The sequence below is a fragment of the Pseudomonas sp. ANT_H4 genome, from assembly GCF_008369295.1.
GTDB lineage: Bacteria > Pseudomonadota > Gammaproteobacteria > Pseudomonadales > Pseudomonadaceae > Aquipseudomonas.
In genome coordinates this window covers 11,347-29,990 of the sequence record NZ_VOBG01000032.1, presented here as the reverse complement: position 1 = coordinate 29,990, position 18,644 = coordinate 11,347, and the positions used below count along the sequence as shown (strand labels likewise).

The 18,644-nt window shown below is 56.8% G+C and carries 15 protein-coding genes; 13 read left to right on the top strand and 2 right to left on the bottom strand.

Annotated features, from left to right (window positions below; all coding sequences use genetic code 11):
• Positions 1–106 precede the first annotated feature (106 nt).
• The gene (gene norR / locus FQ182_RS26275; protein ID WP_149415014.1) at positions 107–1,630 is read right to left on the bottom strand and encodes a nitric oxide reductase transcriptional regulator NorR; all 1,524 of its coding nucleotides are present in this window, start codon (positions 1,628–1,630) and stop codon (positions 107–109) included.
• Between the two features lie 160 nt (positions 1,631–1,790).
• Here norR and norV point away from each other — a divergent pair, with 160 nt between their 5' ends.
• From norV to chrA, 3 genes are all read left to right on the top strand, one after another.
• A complete protein-coding gene (gene norV, locus FQ182_RS26270; protein ID WP_149415015.1) occupies positions 1,791–3,233 on the top strand; it encodes an anaerobic nitric oxide reductase flavorubredoxin in 1,443 nt (480 codons plus the stop codon).
• On the top strand, positions 3,230–4,363 hold the full coding sequence (gene norW / locus FQ182_RS26265; RefSeq protein ID WP_149415016.1) for an NADH:flavorubredoxin reductase NorW: 1,134 nt from the start codon (positions 3,230–3,232) through the stop codon (positions 4,361–4,363). The genes norV and norW overlap by 4 nt, the downstream gene beginning before the upstream one ends.
• Positions 4,364–4,588: 225 nt before the next feature.
• Positions 4,589–5,794 (top strand): chromate efflux transporter, encoded by a 1,206-nt coding sequence (chrA, locus tag FQ182_RS26260; protein ID WP_149415017.1) that lies wholly within the window; start codon positions 4,589–4,591, stop codon positions 5,792–5,794.
• Between the two features lie 54 nt (positions 5,795–5,848).
• Here chrA and glgX read toward each other — a convergent pair whose 3' ends face one another.
• Entirely contained in the window at positions 5,849–7,978 is a 2,130-nt protein-coding gene (gene glgX, locus FQ182_RS26255; protein WP_149415018.1) for a glycogen debranching protein GlgX, read from the bottom strand.
• Positions 7,979–8,032: 54 nt separating this feature from the next.
• Between glgX and FQ182_RS26250 the strand changes: the two genes are divergently transcribed.
• The 10 genes from FQ182_RS26250 to FQ182_RS26200 all read left to right on the top strand — a co-directional run bounded on the left by FQ182_RS26250 (position 8,033) and on the right by FQ182_RS26200 (position 18,612).
• Complete coding sequence (locus FQ182_RS26250) at positions 8,033–9,421, top strand: porin (RefSeq protein WP_218575107.1); 1,389 nt, start codon at positions 8,033–8,035, stop codon at positions 9,419–9,421.
• A gap of 462 nt (positions 9,422–9,883) precedes the next feature.
• Complete coding sequence (locus FQ182_RS26240; RefSeq protein ID WP_149415019.1) at positions 9,884–10,882, top strand: ATP-grasp domain-containing protein; 999 nt, start codon at positions 9,884–9,886, stop codon at positions 10,880–10,882.
• 79 nt (positions 10,883–10,961) lie between these two features.
• Positions 10,962–12,101 (top strand): trypsin-like peptidase domain-containing protein, encoded by a 1,140-nt coding sequence (locus FQ182_RS26235; protein WP_149494055.1) that lies wholly within the window; start codon positions 10,962–10,964, stop codon positions 12,099–12,101.
• 70 nt (positions 12,102–12,171) lie between these two features.
• Entirely contained in the window at positions 12,172–13,308 is a 1,137-nt protein-coding gene (locus tag FQ182_RS26230; protein ID WP_149415116.1) for a phosphoribosyltransferase domain-containing protein, read from the top strand.
• Positions 13,298–14,056, top strand: a complete 759-nt coding sequence (locus FQ182_RS26225; RefSeq protein ID WP_149415117.1) for a trehalose phosphatase — start codon at positions 13,298–13,300, stop codon at positions 14,054–14,056. The genes FQ182_RS26230 and FQ182_RS26225 overlap by 11 nt, the downstream gene beginning before the upstream one ends.
• The gene (locus FQ182_RS26220; protein WP_149415118.1) at positions 14,049–15,143 is read left to right on the top strand and encodes a cysteine protease StiP domain-containing protein; all 1,095 of its coding nucleotides are present in this window, start codon (positions 14,049–14,051) and stop codon (positions 15,141–15,143) included. The genes FQ182_RS26225 and FQ182_RS26220 overlap by 8 nt, the downstream gene beginning before the upstream one ends.
• Positions 15,143–16,093, top strand: coding sequence for an HpcH/HpaI aldolase/citrate lyase family protein (locus tag FQ182_RS26215; RefSeq protein ID WP_149415119.1), 951 nt, complete (start codon positions 15,143–15,145; stop codon positions 16,091–16,093). The genes FQ182_RS26220 and FQ182_RS26215 overlap by 1 nt, the downstream gene beginning before the upstream one ends.
• Entirely contained in the window at positions 16,090–16,869 is a 780-nt protein-coding gene (locus FQ182_RS26210) for an HAD family hydrolase (RefSeq protein WP_149415120.1), read from the top strand. Before FQ182_RS26215 ends, FQ182_RS26210 begins: the two co-directional genes overlap by 4 nt.
• Positions 16,850–17,440: a TerD family protein gene (locus FQ182_RS26205; RefSeq protein ID WP_149415121.1), complete on the top strand. Its 591-nt coding sequence runs from the start codon at positions 16,850–16,852 to the stop codon at positions 17,438–17,440. Before FQ182_RS26210 ends, FQ182_RS26205 begins: the two co-directional genes overlap by 20 nt.
• Positions 17,437–18,612, top strand: coding sequence for a TerD family protein (locus FQ182_RS26200; protein ID WP_149415122.1), 1,176 nt, complete (start codon positions 17,437–17,439; stop codon positions 18,610–18,612). Before FQ182_RS26205 ends, FQ182_RS26200 begins: the two co-directional genes overlap by 4 nt.
• Positions 18,613–18,644 lie beyond the last annotated feature (32 nt).

The window sequence follows — 18,644 nt, the reverse complement described above, 5'->3', positions numbered from 1 at the left end:
TGCAGCTTCGCAACGCCGGTGTCGATAGCGACCTTGAGTGACCTACAATCGGTCAGTCGATCAATGCTTGGTTCTGGCTGAATTGAGCCCTGATCGGTCGTGAGTGTTATTTCAAACCAAGCCGCTTCGCCAGTCGGTGCAGGTTGGCTACGTCCATATCCAGCATTCGAGCACAGGCAGACCATTTCCTTGCGCAATTATTCAGCGTGTTGTCAATCAGCTGACGCTGGAAGTCATCCGTCGCATCCCGCAGACCCTGGTCAACGCCGAGGGAAGGAACATCCAGAGCAACAGGCGGCGTATCCATCTGCTCGGGTACTTGATTGAAATGCTGTGCTTCAAGCAGCAGCTCGTCACTTTGCTGGGTCGCACGAGCAATGATTGTCGCTCGATAAACAGCATGCTCCAGTTCGCGAACGTTTCCTGGCCACGTATACTGCTTGAGCAACGACAGACAGTTGGCAGCCAGAGCCACCCGTTTCAATCCCATGCGTTCCCTGCTCTTCTCGCAGAAAAAACCCGCTAGCAATGTGATGTCCTGCCCTCGCTCACGCAGTGGTGGTACATGAACCGGGAATACGCTTAAACGGTGGAACAGGTCTGCACGGAACCGATTGTCTAACACCTCCTGCTTCAGATCACGATTGGTCGCGGCAAGCACCCGTACGTTGACCCGCAAGACGTTATCGTCACCGACCCGTTGCAGGTCGCCGTATTGCAGTACCCGCAACAGTTTCGCTTGCAGACTCAGTGACAGTTCACCGATTTCGTCGAGAAACAGTGTGCCGTTATCAGCCATTTCGAACTTGCCGGTGCGATGATGGATAGCGCCGGTAAAAGCCCCTTTGACATGGCCGAACAACTCACTCTCAGCCACTGATTCCGGCAGCGCAGCGCAGTTCAGATAGACTACAGACTGACCGGCGCGTGATGAGCCTTCATGTATGGCCTTGGCGACCAGTTCCTTGCCGACTCCGGTTTCTCCAGTGATCAAGACGTTCAGGTCGGAACCTGCCACCATTTCGATCTCTCTTTTCAACTGTCGCATGACTTCGCTGAGCCCGACCATTTCGGTGCCGGGTTTGCCCGCCGGGATATTACTGATGGAGAGAGGAGTAATGGTCTGACTTTCCAGTTGCTCCACCAGCAATGCATTGGTCAAGGCAGCAGAAGCGAGGGCTCCCACCAGTCGCAGCTCTTCGTCGCTGAAGTGATCAAACTGTGCCGGGTCCATGCCATCGATCGTCAGCGCACCAATCAGTGTCTGGTCCGCGAACAACGGTAATCCGATACAGGCATGTACTTTGAGGTCCTGCCGGTTCGGTATCAGTCCGTCATAGGGATCAGGCAAATGACTATCTGCCGGAAAGCGCACCACGTCACCGGCGCGGGCAATGGCTTCCAGTCGCGGATGTGCATCAAGGCTGAAGCGACGCCCCAGAACATCCGGTGCCAGGCCGTCAATCGCCAGCGGACGGAACTGTCGCTGTTCATAACGCAACAAGGCAGAAGCGTCGCAACCCAGCAATTGGCGCAAGGTATTGATTAGACGTTGAAAGCGGTCCTGATGGGAAATGCCGCTTTGCAACTGAATAGCGATGCGTGCCAGGGATTCAACGGAGAGACTCATATTTTGTCACTTTGACAATGAATTAGTCATAAAGACAATAGTCGGGCAATGTCATATTGACAATCGTTTTTTTATTTATCCTTTGTTATCAACAGCTTATGATCTGGCATAAACATTGCCATCTTTGGTGTAGAACATCATTTCTATACCGAGGTAGGTCATGTCAATTCACGTCAAGAACAACATTCATTGGGTCGGTCAGCGCGATTGGGAAGTGCGGGACTTTCATGGCACAGAATACAAATGCCACAAAGGTAGCAGTTACAACAGCTACCTGATCCGTGAAGAAAAGACCGTACTCATTGATACGGTTGATCACAGGTTCAGCCGGGAGTTCATACAGAACTTGGCGATGGAAATCGACCTGAACACGCTGGACTATATCGTCATCAATCATGCCGAAGAGGACCATGCAGGGGCGCTGACAGAGTTGATGTCGCTGATCCCGAATACGCCGATCTATTGCACCGCCAATGGCGTGGACTCGATCAACGGTCATCACCATCATCCAGAGTGGAATTTCCACGTTGTATATACCGGCGACACCCTGGATGTCGGCAATGGCAAACAGTTGGTTTTCGTGGAAACCCCGATGCTGCATTGGCCAGACAGCATGATGACGTACATGACCGGCGATGCCGTGCTGTTCAGTAACGACGCCTTTGGCCAACATTACTGCGACGAACACCTGTTTAATGATGAAGTGGATCAAAACGAACTGTTCGATCAGTGCCAACGCTACTACGCCAACATCCTCACGCCATTCAGTCGTCTGGTCATTCCGAAGATTACCGAGATCCTCGGTTTCAATCTGCCGGTCGATATGATTGCCACCGCTCATGGCGTGGTGTGGCGTGATAATCCGACGCAGATTGTGCACCGCTATCTGGAATGGGCGGCGGACTATCAGGAGGACCGCATCACACTGTTTTACGACACCATGTCGAACAACACCCGCATGATGGCCGATGCCATCGCACAAGGCATTCACGAAGTCGATCCGGGTGTGGCGGTGAAGATTTTCAACGTCGCGCGCCACGACAAGAATGAGATTCTGACCAACGTGTTTCGCTCAAAAGGTGTTCTGGTGGGCTCGTCCACCATGAACAACGTCATGATGCCGAAAGTCGCCGCCCTGCTGGAGGAAATAACCGGGCTGCGTTTTCGGAACAAAAAGGCTTCGGCGTTTGGCAGTTACGGCTGGAATGGCGGGGCGGTAGACCGTATCCAGACGCGCTTGATGGACGCTGGTTTTGAAACCACATTGGCGCTCAAAGCCAAGTGGCGGCCAGACGGTGACTCGCTTGAGGTTTGCCGAGCTCATGGTCGCGAAATCGCTCGGCAATGGGCGCTGCATTCATTGACGGACGCACAAGTCGCACGACCTGCAGCCACCGCAACTGCCCAGGCAGAACCAATCGCGGACAACGGCCCGCGCATGCAGTGCAGTGTCTGCCAATGGATTTACGACCCGGCGATCGGGGAGCCGATGCAGGATGTACAGGCCGGTACGGCCTGGTGTGATGTGCCTGAATACTTCCTGTGCCCTGAATGTTCACTGGGTAAATCGGTATTCGATGAGCTTGCTTCGGAGGCGAAATGAACAAGGAAATCGTCATTGTGGGCTCCGGCTTCGCGGCTCGTCAGGTGGTCAAGAACTTGCGCAGGCTCGATGCAGCGGTGCCCATTCGGTTGATCGCTGCAGACAGTTGCGATGAGTACAACAAGCCCGACCTGAGTCACGTCATCAGTCTCAATCAGACAGCTGACGACATGACTCGTCAGTCTGCGGCGGAGTTTGCCGAGATGTATCGGTTAACCCTGAATTCTGGTTGCCAACTGACTGCAATTGATCGCGAAAACAAGCGTATCAGCGCCGGCAGTGAGGCATTCAGCTACGACAAACTGATTCTTGCCACGGGTGCGCAAGCCATCGTTCCGCCGATTCCCGGACGGGAGTGGATGGTGACTTTGAACAGTCAGCAGGAATACCGTCAGGCACAACATGCACTGCGAGCTGCACAGCGCGTACTGATCCTCGGAGCCGGCTTGATTGGCAGTGAACTGGCAATGGATGTCAATCGTGCCGGAAAGCAGGTGGTACTGATGGATAAGTCCTACAGCCTGCTGGCATCGTTGCTGCCTGTTGAGGTGAGTAGCCGCTTGCAGCATCGGTTATGCCAGATGGGTGTGGAAATGGTGTTCAATCAGGCTTTGGAATCCATTGAAAAGAAAGACGATAGCCTGTTGGCGACTTTGTCCAATGGTCGGCAAATCTCCACCGATGTGATCATTGCCTCAATCGGATTGAAACCTGATACGACGTTAGCGGCGCAGGCTGGCCTACGGGTTGATCGTGGCATTGAAGTTGATGAACGCATGTGCACCTCTGACCCACACATATTTGCCGTTGGCGATTGCGCGCAAATCCAGGGCAAGCTGCTGCCGTTTTTGCAACCCATTCAGTTAAGCGCCATGACCCTGGCGCGTAATGTGCTGGGTGGCGATGAGCAAGTGAAGTTTCCGGCGATGCTGGTGAAGATCAAGACCCCGGAAATGCCGATGCACCTGGCCGGAGAAACCAACCGGAAGGACTTGCAATGGCAGATCAGCCTTGAGCCACAGGGGCTGGTAGCCAAAGGGCTGGACATGGCAGGGCAGCTACGGGCGTTCGTCGTCAGTGAGGACCAAATGAAGCAGGCCTTTACATTACTACGGCAACTCTCGTTGTAAATCAAATTGGCAGTGCTCACCCGGATCTAGCGCTTCCTCATCTCGTTCGAAAATTTGCCTCTCCAACCAGGCCTCCACCTCTGCGACGACAAAATATATTTCAGCCTGTTTGCTCTGCCCGAATTTGATTGGGCGGGGGAAGCTGATTGTTTTAACAATGTGATGTTCATCAATCTCCTGTAAACAGATGTGAGGATTTGACCTCTATATGCGGAACGCATGCGCATGAGAATAAACAGCACGGATGATCGTGGACCGCTCTCTGTATTTCTTATCTTTTTGCGTCTAGGACTGACATCTTTCGGCGGTCCAATTGCACATTTTGGGTATTTTCGCGACGAGTTTGTCACTCGCCGACAATGGCTAACTGAGCGCAGTTACGCCGACTTGGTTGCTCTTTGCCAATTCCTGCCGGGACCCGCGAGTAGCCAGATTGGCATGGCACTTGGGCTTTCACGTTCGGGTTACCGTGGGGCGCTGGCTGCGTGGGCGGGATTCACATTGCCCTCGGCGATCCTTCTCATTCTGTTTGCTTTAGGTATTTCCAACTACGGTGAAATCATCGCGCCTGGTGTGCTGCATGGCCTGAAAGTCGTGGCTGTCGCGGTAGTTGCTCAAGCGGTATGGGGAATGGCTCGCAATCTATGCCCGGATGCGTTGCGGATTACCATCATGGCGATTTCGACGTGTGTGGCGTTGCTGGTGCCGTCTGCATGGGGGCAGATCGGTGCAATTGCCGTAGCCGCTGTTGCCGGCTTATTCCTGTTCAAGCCGGCACAAGCCGCCGAACATGATCCATTGCCGATCAAGGTCGGTTACCGGGCAGGTTTATTCTGGTTGTCATTGTTTTTCGCGTTGCTGGTTGGTTTACCGATCTTGAGTCAGTTGCTCCCCAGTCAGACGCTCGCCATGGTGGATGCATTCTATCGCTCCGGGTCCCTGGTGTTCGGTGGCGGGCATGTGGTCTTACCGTTGTTGCAAGCAGAAGTCGTGCCTTCAGGCTGGGTCAGCAATGAAACCTTTCTGGCTGGCTATGGGGCAACGCAGGCTGTCCCAGGGCCGCTGTTAGCGTTTGCTGCATTCCTTGGTGCCTCGATGAGCACCGCACCCTCTGGCTGGATCGGTGGGTTCATTTGCTTGCTGGCCATTTTCCTGCCGTCTTTTTTGCTGATCGTTGGCGCTTTGCCGTTTTGGGAGCAGTTACGACGCAGCGTACACACCCAGGCAGCGTTGCTTGGTATCAATGCAGCGGTGGTGGGCTTGCTGCTCGCGGCGCTTTATCAGCCGGTATGGACGAGCGCGATCCACCAACCACAGGACTTCGGCTTGGCGCTGGCGTGCCTGGTCGCTCTGATGTTCTGGAAGCTAGCGCCATGGTTGGTCGTGATCGGTGGTGGTGTTGCCGGATGGCTGCTGAGTGTGGTGTTTTGACGTTCGCTTCAGTCCGTCAGGTATTTCCAGCCGGCAGGATCGCTCAGGGGCAGGCTATCGGCGTTTCCTTTTCTGGCTGACGGCCAGTTCAAACAGCAATGTCGAACGCCCAGTCACTTGGTAGTGGTCGCCAAACTTGAACACTTCCTCCGCCACCAGTTCCGGCTGGTTGGTATCTAGCTGTAATTTCCAATGTTGCCCTTGCGGCACTTCGGGCAAGACGAAGGCGACTACGTCGAAATGTGAGTTGACGATAATCAAGAGCGAATTTTCTCCGCCCGCTTTGCGAATGCCGGTAGGTTGCGCACGGCCATCCAGCAGAATGCCCATGCATCGGTTGCTACCATCACTCCATTGCTCGTTGCCCATCTCCTGGCCATTGGGCTGTAGCCAGCTGACGTCCTTGATATCCAGGTGCTCGTTGTAGACGCCTGTGAAGAACCGGTTGCGACGCAGCAATGGGTAGCGCTTGCGTAGCTCGATCAGGTATCGCGTGAAGTCCTGCAGCTCGGCGCTTTTTTCGCTGATGTTCCAGTTGATCCAGCTGATCTCGCTGTCCTGGCAGTAAGCGTTGTTGCTACCGCCTTGAGTTCTTGCAAACTCGTCACCGGCGAGCAGCATGGGCGTGCCTTGAGCCAGGAACAGCGTGGCGAGTAAATTGCGCATCTGTCGGTAGCGCAATTCGATGATCTCGGGGTCATCGGTTTCGCCCTCGACGCCGCAGTTCCAGGAGCGGTTGTCCGAGTGGCCATCGCGGTTATCTTCGCCGTTGGCTTCGTTGTGCTTATCGTTGTAAGACACCAAATCGTTGAGCGTGAAGCCATCGTGGGCGGTAATAAAGTTTACAGAGGAGGCTGGCTCGCGCCCGCGTCGGTTGAACTGATCGCCTGAGGCCAGGAAGATCTTGGCGAAATCACCGAGGCGATCATCGTCGCCTTTCCAGAAGGCGCGGGAGACGTCGCGAAACTTGTCGTTCCATTCCATCCAGCCTGGGGGAAAATTACCGACCTGATAGCCGCCAGGGCCACAATCCCAGGGTTCTGCAATCAATTTGACGTGGTTCAGGGTAGGGTCTTGGCGGCAGGCGTCGAGAAAGCCACCGCCTTCATCGAAGCCCTGGGGTTCGCGGCCCAGGATGGTCGCCAAGTCGAAGCGAAAGCCATCAACGCCCATCTCGTTACTCCAGTAACGCAACGAGTCGGTGACCATTTGCAGTACACAAGGGTGGCTCATGTTTAGGGTGTTACCCGTACCGGTGTCGTTGATGTAGTAGCGCGCATCGTCCGGCATCAGGCGGTAATAGTTGGCGTTGTCGATGCCCTTGAGTGAGAGAGTAGGGCCCATCTCGTTACCTTCGGCAGTATGGTTGTAGACAACATCAAGAATGACCTCAAGGCCAGCCTTGTGGAGTCGCGAGACCATAATCTTGAATTCGCCGATCGAACTGCCAGCCATGTAGCGTGCATGCGGCGCGAAGAACGCCAGCGTGTTGTAGCCCCAATAATTTTGCAGGCCTTTCTCAAGCAGGTGGTTGTCATCCAGGAAGTGATGGATGGGCATCAGCTCAACCGAAGTTACGCCTAGTGACTTGATGTATTCCACTACATCACTTTCGTGGAAAGCGGCAAACGTACCGCGCGCAACCTCCGGCACACTGGGATGTTGTTTGGTAAAACCGCGCACGTGGGCTTCATAGAAAACGGTACGGGCCCATGGAATATTTGGCTTGGGCGTGTTGCCCCAGGTAAACGCTGGATCAATCACCCGGCAGCGCGGCATGAACGGCGCGCTGTCGCGCTCATCGAACGATAGGTCAGCATCGGGATGGCCTATGGTGTAACCAAACAGCGCATCGTCCCACTGCAGTTCACCCACGATCTGCTTGGCGTACGGGTCGATTAGAAGTTTGTGATGGTTGAAACGATGGCCGTTTTTCGGCTCATAACGCCCGTGCACTCGATAGCCATATAAAGTGCCAGGCCGGGCGTCGGGTAGGTAACCGTGCCACGTTTCGTTAGTGAACTCTGGCAGCTCAATTCGCTCGATTTCCTCTTTCCCATCGGCATCGAATAAGCAAAGTTCGACCTTTGTAGCGTGGGCCGAGAAAATTGCAAAATTGACCCCGGAACCGTCCCATGTCGCTCCGAGTGGATAGGGTTGGCCTTCCTGAACACGTGAATGCATTGATGAGATCCCTGCAACATGGCGTTGGGTCGATTGACTTGGAATAGAGTGACCTTGAAGGCATTGCATTGTTTAAACCATAACAACCTATTGTTTTTTATTGAAAATTTATGCGGACAAAGAAAAAGACAACAGCGCCTTGATGCGCGACTCCAATACGCTCTCTCGCTGTTTATCCAAGGTATCGAGAGCATCACTATGAAGCAGTGCGTCACGCGTTTTTCAGGTATTGATGGTTGTCTCCTCGTTTCGGAAAAAAGTTCGAACCAAGCCAGTATGTTTCTCCGTACATATGGTGGTGTTGCAGCCCTGCTTGCGGTCACCAGTGTTTCAGCCGACCCGCTGTCCGCACCTAGTCTTTCCAGCACGTTGCAGCCGAACGACAACCCTTTTGCCATTGATGCTGGCCCTCTGGGGAAAGTCTACGTAAGCGGGCAACTGACAGGGATCGCCCTGTGGCAAAACCATGTGGTCGATGCACCCGACACCGGCAATTCGCGGTCGCTGGCCGATGTCAGCAACGCCCAGGTGGAAATCCAGACGATCGAGGGGCCGCTGCAGTTCTACATTCAGGCCGGATCGTATGTGCTGCCCTCCCTTGGTACCGCCTATCTCAAGTCGAGCAAGACCGTGGACAGGCTTTACGGCGACGTTCCCGTTGGTTACCTGAAGGCAGTGATCAGCCCGGAAATCTCCGTAATGGCCGGCTCGCTGCCCACAATGATCGGGGCCGAGTCGACCTTCACCTTCCAGAACATCAACATCCAGCGCGGGCTGCTGTGGAACCAGGAACCTGCCATCAGCCGTGGTGTGCAGGTCAACTATTCCGGTGGCAAGACCAATGCAGCGCTATCGCTGAACGACGGTTTCTATTCCCGCAAGTACAACTGGGTGACGGGCTCCTTCTCATATGCCTTTGATGCCGCCAACACCTTGAGCGTGATCGGGGGAGCAAACGTCTCCAGCAACTCGAAGTCCTCGGCCGCGACACCCACTGCGCAGAACAACAGCCAGATTTACAACGTGATCTTCACCCACACCGATGGGGCATTGACGCTCACGCCTTACCTGCAATACACCCGGGTCGATAAGGACGCGAAAGCAGGTATAGATCGCGCAGCGCAAACGTACGGGGCAGCGTTCCTTGCCAAGTACAGCTTCTCTAGCCACTGGTCGATCGGTGCCCGCGCCGAATACCTGGACAGCAACGGCGGCGGCTGCGGAGCCGACGAGGACTGCTCGCCCACCAACCTGCTTTATGGAGCAGGCTCCAACGCCTGGTCGTTGACTGCTACGCCGACCTATCAAGATGGTCGCTTCTTCGTGCGCGGCGAACTCGCCTACGTGCGCGCCGAGGAGGCCACCTCTGGCTCAACCTTTGGCGACAGCGGTACCCAGCACGATCAGGTTCGTGTGCTTGCTGAGGCCGGCGTGCTTTTCTAATTGGCGTTAAGAACCAGGCACTTACCCATCTAAAGGGATGCTGATAGATCGACAGGCTGGCACACCAATCTTGCCGAGTGCCAGATTGCGGATGTCAGTCAGGGATTTACGCGGCCAGGACTCCTCTGGAGTACTCTTTGTTCTGGTCGCCCCACCGATAACGATAGAAAAAGCTGACCGACACGCCGTCCTCCACTCCGGCTCTGTCACTTCTCCCGCCGAAACCGGCCAGTATCAGAAACACGCTGGTGCGTAGATCCTGCCCCCGTATCTCCCATTCCCACCGCAGCTTGCACGCTTGCTGCTCTAGGCAGCCGATTTCCAGCCAGTGATATGGCGACACAGGATTTAAGTAGCCTTTTGCTTGATGTCCGTTATCGTGTCGGAAAAATTACCTAGCGTTGGGCGTTCTTACCCGACGAGTGCGGCAATTTCCGCCGATGTTCATTTAGGAGCGTACACGTGATCTGGTTTCTTGAAGGTCAATCCAGCCAACGCGACATTATTATGGGCGCGCGTGAAGCATTGCCGGCGAGTGTCAGGGTTTTTGCCTCCCATCGTCAGGACCGGCCCGAAATTACAGGGCAGGCCGACGTTAGCTTTCAAGAGCCTCAAGACAACCAGGAGCGTATTGACTGGGTGATTGAAACGGCACTTGAGCATCGCATCGAGGTGGTGCTTGCTGGCCGTATCGGCAGTTTGTACGAAGCGGCCCGAGATCGGTTCGACGCGGCTGGCTTGCGCCTTGTTACTGGCGGTATGTCCATGGATACCTTCAATAACGTGGACGATAAAAGCCTGTTCACTGCCGAGGCCGAGCGTGCGGGGCTCGCTTGCACGCCGGCGCTGACGGTGACCAATGCCCAGGAACTGGCCGCTGCCCATGAGGTGTTGTCGAGCCAGGGAGAGGTTTGCATCAAGCCTGTGGTCGGGATCTATGGCCAGGGGTTCTGGCGGTTTAAGTCGGGTGTCGACCCGTTCCGCTGTCTGGAAAACCCAGACGCGCGGGAAGTCGACTTTGATACCTACCTGAAGATTTACATGTCCGGGGCAGAACGGGTGCCCATGTTGGTTATGCCTTATCTGGCCGGCAACGAGTGCTCGGTGGACATGGTGTGCGAAGCGGGTAGGCCCGTGGCATTCGTGGGCAGAAGAAAGCAGGGCGTTCACCAGACATTCGAACGCGAGTCGGCCGCCGTGGAGTTAGCCCTCAAGGCAGCCGCGCACTTTAAATGCGATGGTTTGGTGAACGTGCAGACGCGGGATGACCACGAGGGTATTCCCCATCTGCTGGAGATCAACCCGCGCTACTCCGGAGGTATTGGCTACACCCGGGCGACAGGGGTGAACCTGGCCGGAATATTTGCCACTCGTCGGCTGGGTCTGCCGGAGCCTGCGAGGCAGTGGGTCGAGGGCGTGCGCGTGAAGCCCATCACGGTTGCCGTGATAGCATCTTCCTGATATTACAGGGCCATACAGACAGTGAATGATTCTTGATGTGTTGGCATAATTACAGCCACATCGTTCAAGGAAGACCAGGATGAAGGCGCTTACACCCGGAGCAAACACCGCGATTTCAGGTGTAAAGACTGCATGGACACTGGACTGCAGTAACTCCAGCGCCTTCGGTGAGTACGCCGCCGTGGCGTTGCTCCCTGTCACCGAGAAGCGTATGCCGACGGGGGACCCTGCGCTGTTTCAAGTCACCCAGAAATGGATGGAGTGGAGCGGCACGCCAGCCTCAATTGGTTGCTCCCTTGATTTGTCAGCGCTGCCCGGCGGCAGTGAGGGGGTGTTGCTGGTCGTTTATACGTTCGCAGCAGCAGGCCCTGTCAGTGAGCTCAAGGAGTTGCGTCTACAGGTCGATAACGAGGTCGAACTGTCCCTCGATTTGCGCAATAACGGCGAATCGGCCATTGTCATTGGCGAGTTTTACAAACGTAACAACCAGTGGAAGTTCCGCGCGCTCGCCGAAGGCTCGGCCTATGGCCTTGCCGCGATGGGGCGACGGATGGGCATTGTCATCGATGACGCACACCCGACCCGCCGTTCGTATTCAGGCGATTCACCGAGAAACCGTGGTTCTGCCACGGGCACCGGTTTTGCCGTTTCACCCAGTCATGTGATGACGTGTGCCCATGTGATTGAGGACATGCAGGAGCTGCACATTTCCTCTTTTGCCGGTCGTTACCGCGCCGAAGTGGTGGTGGTCGATCAACGAAATGATATTGCCCTGTTGCGGGTTCAGGATTGCCCGCCACTGGCGCCAGTGGTCTTCAAGGAAGGCGCCAGCGGCGCGTTGGGCGAATCGGTGATTGCCCTTGGCTTTCCGATGGCGGGCCTGGCAGGCGGTGGCGTTCATGTGACACAGGGAGGGGTGTCGGGCCTGTTTGGGCTACACAACGATGCCAGTTTGCTGCAATTCACCGCAGCGATTCAGCCTGGGTCCAGTGGTAGCCCATTGTTTGATACCAGCGGCGCGGTCATCGCCATGGTGACGTCGACCTTGCCGGACGCGCAAAACATGAACTTTGCCGTCAAGGCCGGCCTGCTTCTGGCTTTCCTGGATGCCTGCCAGGTGTCCCCTTCCAAATCGCCAACGGGCCGCCTGTATTCGACCTCGCAAATGGCCCGTGAAGCACAATCCTCGCTCTGGCGGATCGAGGCCAGAAATCCGTAGAGGCACCTTGCTTGAAACAATAGTGAGCGATGTCTGACTCACTAAAACGCCTCTTTTAGGAATGTTGTACATGGAAGCCGCAGTAGTGAAAGCACCGATCAATCGACTCAGCGCACAGCTCAAGCGCGGGTTAATGGAAGTTGATGTAGAGCAATCCTCCATCGCCCCCGAATCCTTGTTCGGGTTCGCCGAGCGCCGTAATCCAAAGCGTGCGTTCCTGTTTGTATCCCGCGTGCTGGGCAAGCATATTCCTGTGCGCCCATCGACTATGCAGGCCAGTTACGAAAGCCTGGCCGCCAAGATTCCCGCGGACTTGCCGGGGCCAGTGCTGGTGATCGGTATGGCCGAGACCGCAGTGGGCCTGGGGGCCGGTGTACACCGCGCTTTTAGCAAGACTCGCCCGGACACGGTTTATCTGGTGAGCACGCGCCATCCGGTGGGCACTGAAATGTTCGCCCATTTTGAAGAAGAGCACAGTCACGCCAGTGCACACCTGATCCATCAGCCCACCGACCCCGATATTCGGGAAATGATGCAGCAAGCGCGCTCCCTGGTGCTGGTGGACGATGAAGCCTCGACCGGCAAGACGTTCATCAATCTGCACCGGGCACTGATAGAGGCCGGGCTGAGCAAGGTAGAGCGGGTAGTGACCTGCGTGCTTACCGACTGGTCCCAGGGCGCTGTGCGCAATGCGCTGGGCGAGACCGCCGATGAGGTGTCCCTGCTGCAGGGCACGTATCGTTTCCTTGAGGATGTGAGCGCGCCATTGCCACAAATGCCCGATGTGGGGGCGGTTGCGGTGGGTGAGTGGCCGATTGATCCGTGCAATGACTGGGGCCGTCTGGGCGTGCGTCATGTGGATGACACGCTGGCACCGGATATTCAGGTCAAGCCGGGTGAGCGGATCATCGTTGTGGGGACTGGCGAGTTCGTGTGGCGTCCGTTCCTGTTGGCTGAGCGCCTTGAAAAGGCAGGGGCTGACGTCCATTTCAGCTCCACTACTCGCTCGCCGATTGCCTTGGGCCATGAGATCGGGAGCGCATTGTCGTTTGCCGACAACTACGGTCTAGGTATTCCTAATTTTCTTTACAACGTGCGGCCAGGGCAATTCGATCGGGTATTGATTTGTAGCGAAACACCTGTCGAAGCGGTTCCCCAATCGCTGATTGACGCACTGAGCGCAGAGGTCATTGTCGATGAGCAGTAAGCGTCCCCTGATACTCATCGACCTCGATGACACGCTGTTTCAGACTGCCCGCAAGATGCCCGAAGGCGCAGCCCGGCATACTGCGACGCTGGATGTCGATGGCCAGCCCAATGGCTACATGAGTTCGGTGCAGAAAACCTTCGTGGAGTGGCTGCTGGAGTCTGCCGATGTGGTCCCGGTCACGGCGCGTAGTGTCGAAGCCTACAGCCGTGTGCAATTGCCCTTTGTCGCGGGTGCGGTGTGCTCCCACGGTGGCGTGATCCTTCAGCCCGATGGGACGTTGGACATGGACTGGCATGGGCAGATGACTGATGTGCTCGCGGCCTATCAAAGTCGCCTGCCTGCGCTCAGCGCGGCGACCTTGGCCATTGGCCAGGAAATGGGGTTCTCCCTGCGCGGTTGGGTAGTCGAAGAACAAGGCCTGCTCAACTACGTGGTGACCAAGCACAACGAGTCCGACGACTCGGTGCTGCAAAAGGTCCTGGCTGAAGTGCAGGCCCGTGGCCTGCTGGAAGGTCTGCATATTCACGGCAATGGCAACAACCTGGCCTTCCTGCCCAATGGCTTGGCCAAGCGCCAGGCGGTCCAGGAATTGCTGCGTCGAGACCGAGCCATTAATGGCGAACGCCCGGTGTTGGGGTTTGGCGATAGTGTCACCGACCTGGGTTTCATGAACGAATGCAACTTCTGGGCGACGCCGGCCAATAGCCAGCTGGCAAAGGTTGTGGAGGCGATGATCCATGCTTGATGCTTTCGCTCATCTGACAACCGTCGGCAGCGGTAGCTACCTGGCCGACGACGTGCTTTTCCTGTTGCAGCCCGTCGAGATCGAAGTGACGGATGTTCAGGAGAAAGAGCGCCTGATCCAGACACAACAGAAGCATTACTCGGAGATGATCAGCCAAGAGTCGGCGCCTACCGAGGTTCACAAAGAACTGTACCAGCGCGCCATGCAGCAGAATGCGGCCAGGATGGCTGGCGACGTGCAGTCCCTGGCCATCGCTTTGGATCAGGCCTGCAAGGGCCCTTCGATTGCGCTCGTGTCTTTCGTTCGTGCGGGTCTTCCGCTGGGCGTGCTGCTGCGCCGCGCGCTACTGGACCTGAGGCGTGAGGCCCATCATTACGGCATCAGCATCGTACGTGATCGCGGTATCGACATGATCGCCCTGGAAGCCGTTATCGAAGCTCACGGCGCTGAAAACATTGTGTTCGTGGATGGCTGGACGGGTAAGGGCGCGATCTCTGGCGAGATCCAGCGTAGCCTCAAGGGCGATGCGCGGTTTCCTGAGCAGCCACGGCTTGTGGTGCTGGCCGACCCCTGTGGGCGCGCCTGGATGGCGGCTTCGGCCGAGGACTGGGTGATTCCATCCGGCATCCTCGGGGCCACGGTTTCCGGCCTGGTCTCGCGCTCCATCTGGCCTGCCGAGGGCGGGCTGCATGGTTGCGTGGTTTACGACCACCTGCACGAACACGACGTGACTCGCGACTTCATCGACCAGATCGAGGCTGTGCGCCGTACGTTGCCTGCGGTCGAGGCTGTCGCCCCGTGGACGCAAGCGCGGCGCACCGAGTTGCAGTCTGCGGCGCTGGAGGTGATCGATGTTATTTCCGGGCGTTTTGGCATTACCAATCTGAATCGGGTAAAACCCGGTATTGCCGAGGCCACGCGGGCCGTACTGCGCCGTGTGCCGGATCAGGTTCTGGTGCGTGATCGCAGTGACCCGGACGTGCAGTTGCTGATGCACCTGACCGAACGGGCCGGTTTGACGGTCGAGGAAGTCGGTGCGGCCCTTGGCCCTTACCGTGCCGTGACCGTGATTCGGAGTTTGAGTTGATGAAAAGATTTTCGCCTTACGCCCTCGGCGCCACGCTCTACATGCCGGCCACCCGGGAGGACATCCTGGACGTGGTTTTTCGCAAAAAACTGCCTGAACTGCGGTCCATGGTGGTGTGCCTTGAGGATGCGGTTGCCGAAATAGATGTCGACACGGCATTGCGCAACCTGCACCGCCTGCTCAGTGCCATTGAACAGCAGGGCGGGCGTTCGGATGACGGGCCGATGCTGTTCGTGCGCCCGCGGGACTCGCAAATGGCCGCGGTTCTGAACGAGTGGCCGCTGATGGTCCATGTCGACGGTTTTGTCGTGCCCAAGTTGAGCCTGTCGAACCTGCGCGCCTGGGAGTCGGCGGTCACTAACCCAGAAATTCTGCTCATGCCGACCCTGGAGACCCGGGAAGTCTTCAACCCGGGGGCCATGGTCGAGTTGGGCGAAGCCCTTAAAGAAACGCTGTTCCCGCGGATCATTGCGCTGCGGATCGGCGGTAACGACTTAATGGGCTGCCTGGGTTTACGACGCAATCCGGCCACGACCCTGTACGACACACCGATGGGCTATGTAATCCCCATGCTTGCCGGTGTGATGGGGTCCCAGGGGTTTGCCTTGACCGCGCCGGTGTTCGAGCAGTTGGCGACACCCCATCTGCTGCTGGAAGAGTTGAGTCTCGATATTGCCCATGGCCTGGTGGGTAAAACCGCGATTCATCCAAGCCAGATCAACACCATCCAGGACAGCTTGCGCGTTAGCCTGGAGGATCTAAATTGTGCCAAATTAATGCTGAATGAAATTGCGCCCGCTGTTTTCAAACACAATGACGCTATGTGCGAACCAGCGACTCACCTCAAATGGGCAACCAATATCCTTGAACGCGCCAAGTGGCACGGTGTCAGGCTTGCCGAGACGGGTCATGCCGACCCGTTAATCCGTCTTGCAGAGGCTGGCCGATGACCCAGGAAATGCTTGAGCGCGGCCCTGTGGGAGCCAAAGTGCTATCTGTCTTTGACTTTGATGGCACGTTGACGCGCCATGACAGTTTTGTACCGTTTCTTAAATTTGCATTTGGTAAGCGAGAATTTATCCAGCGCCTGCCGCGTCTCCTGGGCCCGAGCGTGAGCTACCTGATGCGTCGTTTGTCGCGGGACGAACTCAAGGCAAGGCTGATTGCCGCTTTCCTGACCGATACCAAGGAAGAATGGGTACGGCACAAGGCTGCAGAGTTCTGCGGCCTGTATTGGGCTCGCCTGATGCGCCCGGTCGGTTTGACTGCTGTCGCGGCCGAAAGGCAGGCTGGCCATGAGGTCACGCTCTGCTCTGCTTCCCCAGCGTTAGTCTTGAAGCCGTTTGCCGATCGTCTCAATATCAAATTGATCGGCACTGAACTAGAGGTTGTTGATGGACGTCTGACAGGACGTATATCGGGTAATAACTGCCGTTGTGAAGCCAAGGTACATCGCCTTGAAGCTGTGTACGGCGACTTGACCCACTACCGGCTGCGCGCCTGGGGCGATACGCGCGGCGATCAAGAACTGTTGGCCGCAGCACAAGATCCACACTGGCGACACTTTCACCCCGTATGGCGCCGTGGGCGTATGCGGGTAGCCAAGGCCGGGGATCGAGGTGCAGGCATTATGGCCGTTGCAACTCACCCGGCTGAAGGCAACAACGATAAACACCAGAAAACGACGATCAACAAGGAGCGTACAGATGGCCCTGACTCTGACTAAAAACCAAACAATCTCCCTAGAAAAAACAGCGGGCGGTGGTGGTCTTACATCGATCAGCCTTGGCCTGGGCTGGGACCCGGAGAAGTCCGGGTTCCTGGGCCGATTGATGGGCAACAGCGGTGAAGTCGACCTGGATGCTTCCTGCATTCTGTTCGATGAAAACCTCAAGCCGATTGACTTGGTGTGGTTCCGTCAACTGCAATCGCGCGACGGTTCGATCAAACACTCCGGCGACAACCGTACCGGTGAAGGCGATGGCGACGACGAAACCATCACCGTTGACCTGCAGCGCCTGCCGGCTACGGTCAAATCGCTGGTGTTCACCGTGAACAGTTTCACGGGGCAGAACTTCGAAAAAATTGCCAATGCCTACTGCCGCATTGTCAATGCGAGCAACAAGACCGAACTGGCGCGCTTCAATCTGTCCGAGAAGGGCCGTCATACCGGTGTGGTCATGGCAAGCCTGGTGCGCGAGGGCGGCGACTGGGAATTCAAGGCCATCGGTCAAGTGACCAACGGCCGCACCGCTGACGATCTGGTCAGCCTGGCCGTTCAGGCAGTGCGCTCATGACGACCCTGGGACCAGGCGCAAACGCTCCGGTCGCCACCGGTCAGGCGCAGGTCGAGATCAGCTACTCGCCGATTCCGGGCGCTGATATTGATGTGTCTGCGTTTGTTCTGGGGGCCACCGGGAAAGTCCGTGGCGACACCGACATGTGTTTCTACGGGCAGACCACGGTACTGGGCGGCACGGTGCAAATGACCGAGTCCTCGGCCGGTCGCGCGGTGTTCACCCTCGACTTGTCGCGCCTTGAGGCTGTGGTCGAGAAAGTGGCGCTGACCGCGACGATTTACGAGAACAAAGCCAGCTTTGACCGAGTATCTCATCTTGCGCTGACCGTCACGGGCGGTATCGAGGCGCAGATACCCACCACGGGCATGAAGGAAACTGCGTTGATTCTTGGCGAGTTTTACCGTCGCCAGGGTGAGTGGAAATTCCGCTGTGTGGCCCAGGGTTTTGCCGGCGGCCTGGAGCCGTTGGCCAAGCACTTTGGTGTTGAAGTTGCGGCGCCTGCTCCGGTCGTAACGCCTGTACCCGCTCCGGCCCCCGCGCCCGTTCCGGTAGCGGCGCCGAAGCCTTCGGTCAGTCTCAGCAAAATCACCCTCGACAAGACGCGCTCGTCGATCAGTCTGGAAAAAACGTCCGAGGGCTTTGGCGAAATCAAGGTCAACCTGAACTGGAACAAAGGCAAGGGCGGTGGTGGCTTTTTCGCGCGCAACACCTCCATCGACCTGGATGTCGGGTGCCTTTACGAGTTGCAGGACGGCTCCAAGGGCGTCGTTCAGGCGCTGGGCAACTGCTTCGGCGATCTGGATTACGAGCCCTACATTCAGCTCAAGGGTGACGACCGTACCGGCGCCGTCAGTGATGGCGAATGGCTTCATATCAACGGTAAACACTGGGGCAATATTCGACAGGTTCTGGTGTTTGCGTTCATTTACAAAGGCGCACCGAACTGGCGGGAGACCGATGGTGTTGTGACCATTCATGTCCCGGGCCAGCCGCCGATTGAAGTTCGGCTGAATGAAGAAGGAGGCCGTCAGGGCATGTGTGCAATTGCCCTGCTGGAAAATGTTGGCGGCGGCGTCAAGGTGAGCCGACGCGTGGACTTCCACAATGGACATTCGGCCATGGACAAGGCTTACGGTTGGGGCATGCGCTGGGCGGCAGGTTCCAAGTAATCCGATTATCAAACTAAAGTTGAATGCGGCGG

Excerpts from the sequence above, each read along its gene's own strand:
- chrA (WP_149415017.1), top strand. The coding sequence starts at position 4,589 with ATGAGAATAAACAGCACGGATGATCGTGGACCGCTCTCTGTATTTCTT.
- FQ182_RS26230 (WP_149415116.1), top strand. The coding sequence starts at position 12,172 with ATGGAAGCCGCAGTAGTGAAAGCACCGATCAATCGACTCAGCGCACAG.
- FQ182_RS26220 (WP_149415118.1), top strand. The coding sequence starts at position 14,049 with ATGCTTGATGCTTTCGCTCATCTGACAACCGTCGGCAGCGGTAGCTAC.
- FQ182_RS26225 (WP_149415117.1), top strand. The coding sequence starts at position 13,298 with ATGAGCAGTAAGCGTCCCCTGATACTCATCGACCTCGATGACACGCTG.
- FQ182_RS26235 (WP_149494055.1), top strand. The coding sequence starts at position 10,962 with ATGAAGGCGCTTACACCCGGAGCAAACACCGCGATTTCAGGTGTAAAG.
- norR (WP_149415014.1), bottom strand. The coding sequence starts at position 1,630 with ATGAGTCTCTCCGTTGAATCCCTGGCACGCATCGCTATTCAGTTGCAA.
- FQ182_RS26215 (WP_149415119.1), top strand. The coding sequence starts at position 15,143 with ATGAAAAGATTTTCGCCTTACGCCCTCGGCGCCACGCTCTACATGCCG.
- FQ182_RS26200 (WP_149415122.1), top strand. The coding sequence starts at position 17,437 with ATGACGACCCTGGGACCAGGCGCAAACGCTCCGGTCGCCACCGGTCAG.
- FQ182_RS26205 (WP_149415121.1), top strand. The coding sequence starts at position 16,850 with ATGGCCCTGACTCTGACTAAAAACCAAACAATCTCCCTAGAAAAAACA.
- norV (WP_149415015.1), top strand. The coding sequence starts at position 1,791 with ATGTCAATTCACGTCAAGAACAACATTCATTGGGTCGGTCAGCGCGAT.
- norW (WP_149415016.1), top strand. The coding sequence starts at position 3,230 with ATGAACAAGGAAATCGTCATTGTGGGCTCCGGCTTCGCGGCTCGTCAG.
- glgX (WP_149415018.1), bottom strand. The coding sequence starts at position 7,978 with ATGCATTCACGTGTTCAGGAAGGCCAACCCTATCCACTCGGAGCGACA.
- FQ182_RS26210 (WP_149415120.1), top strand. The coding sequence starts at position 16,090 with ATGACCCAGGAAATGCTTGAGCGCGGCCCTGTGGGAGCCAAAGTGCTA.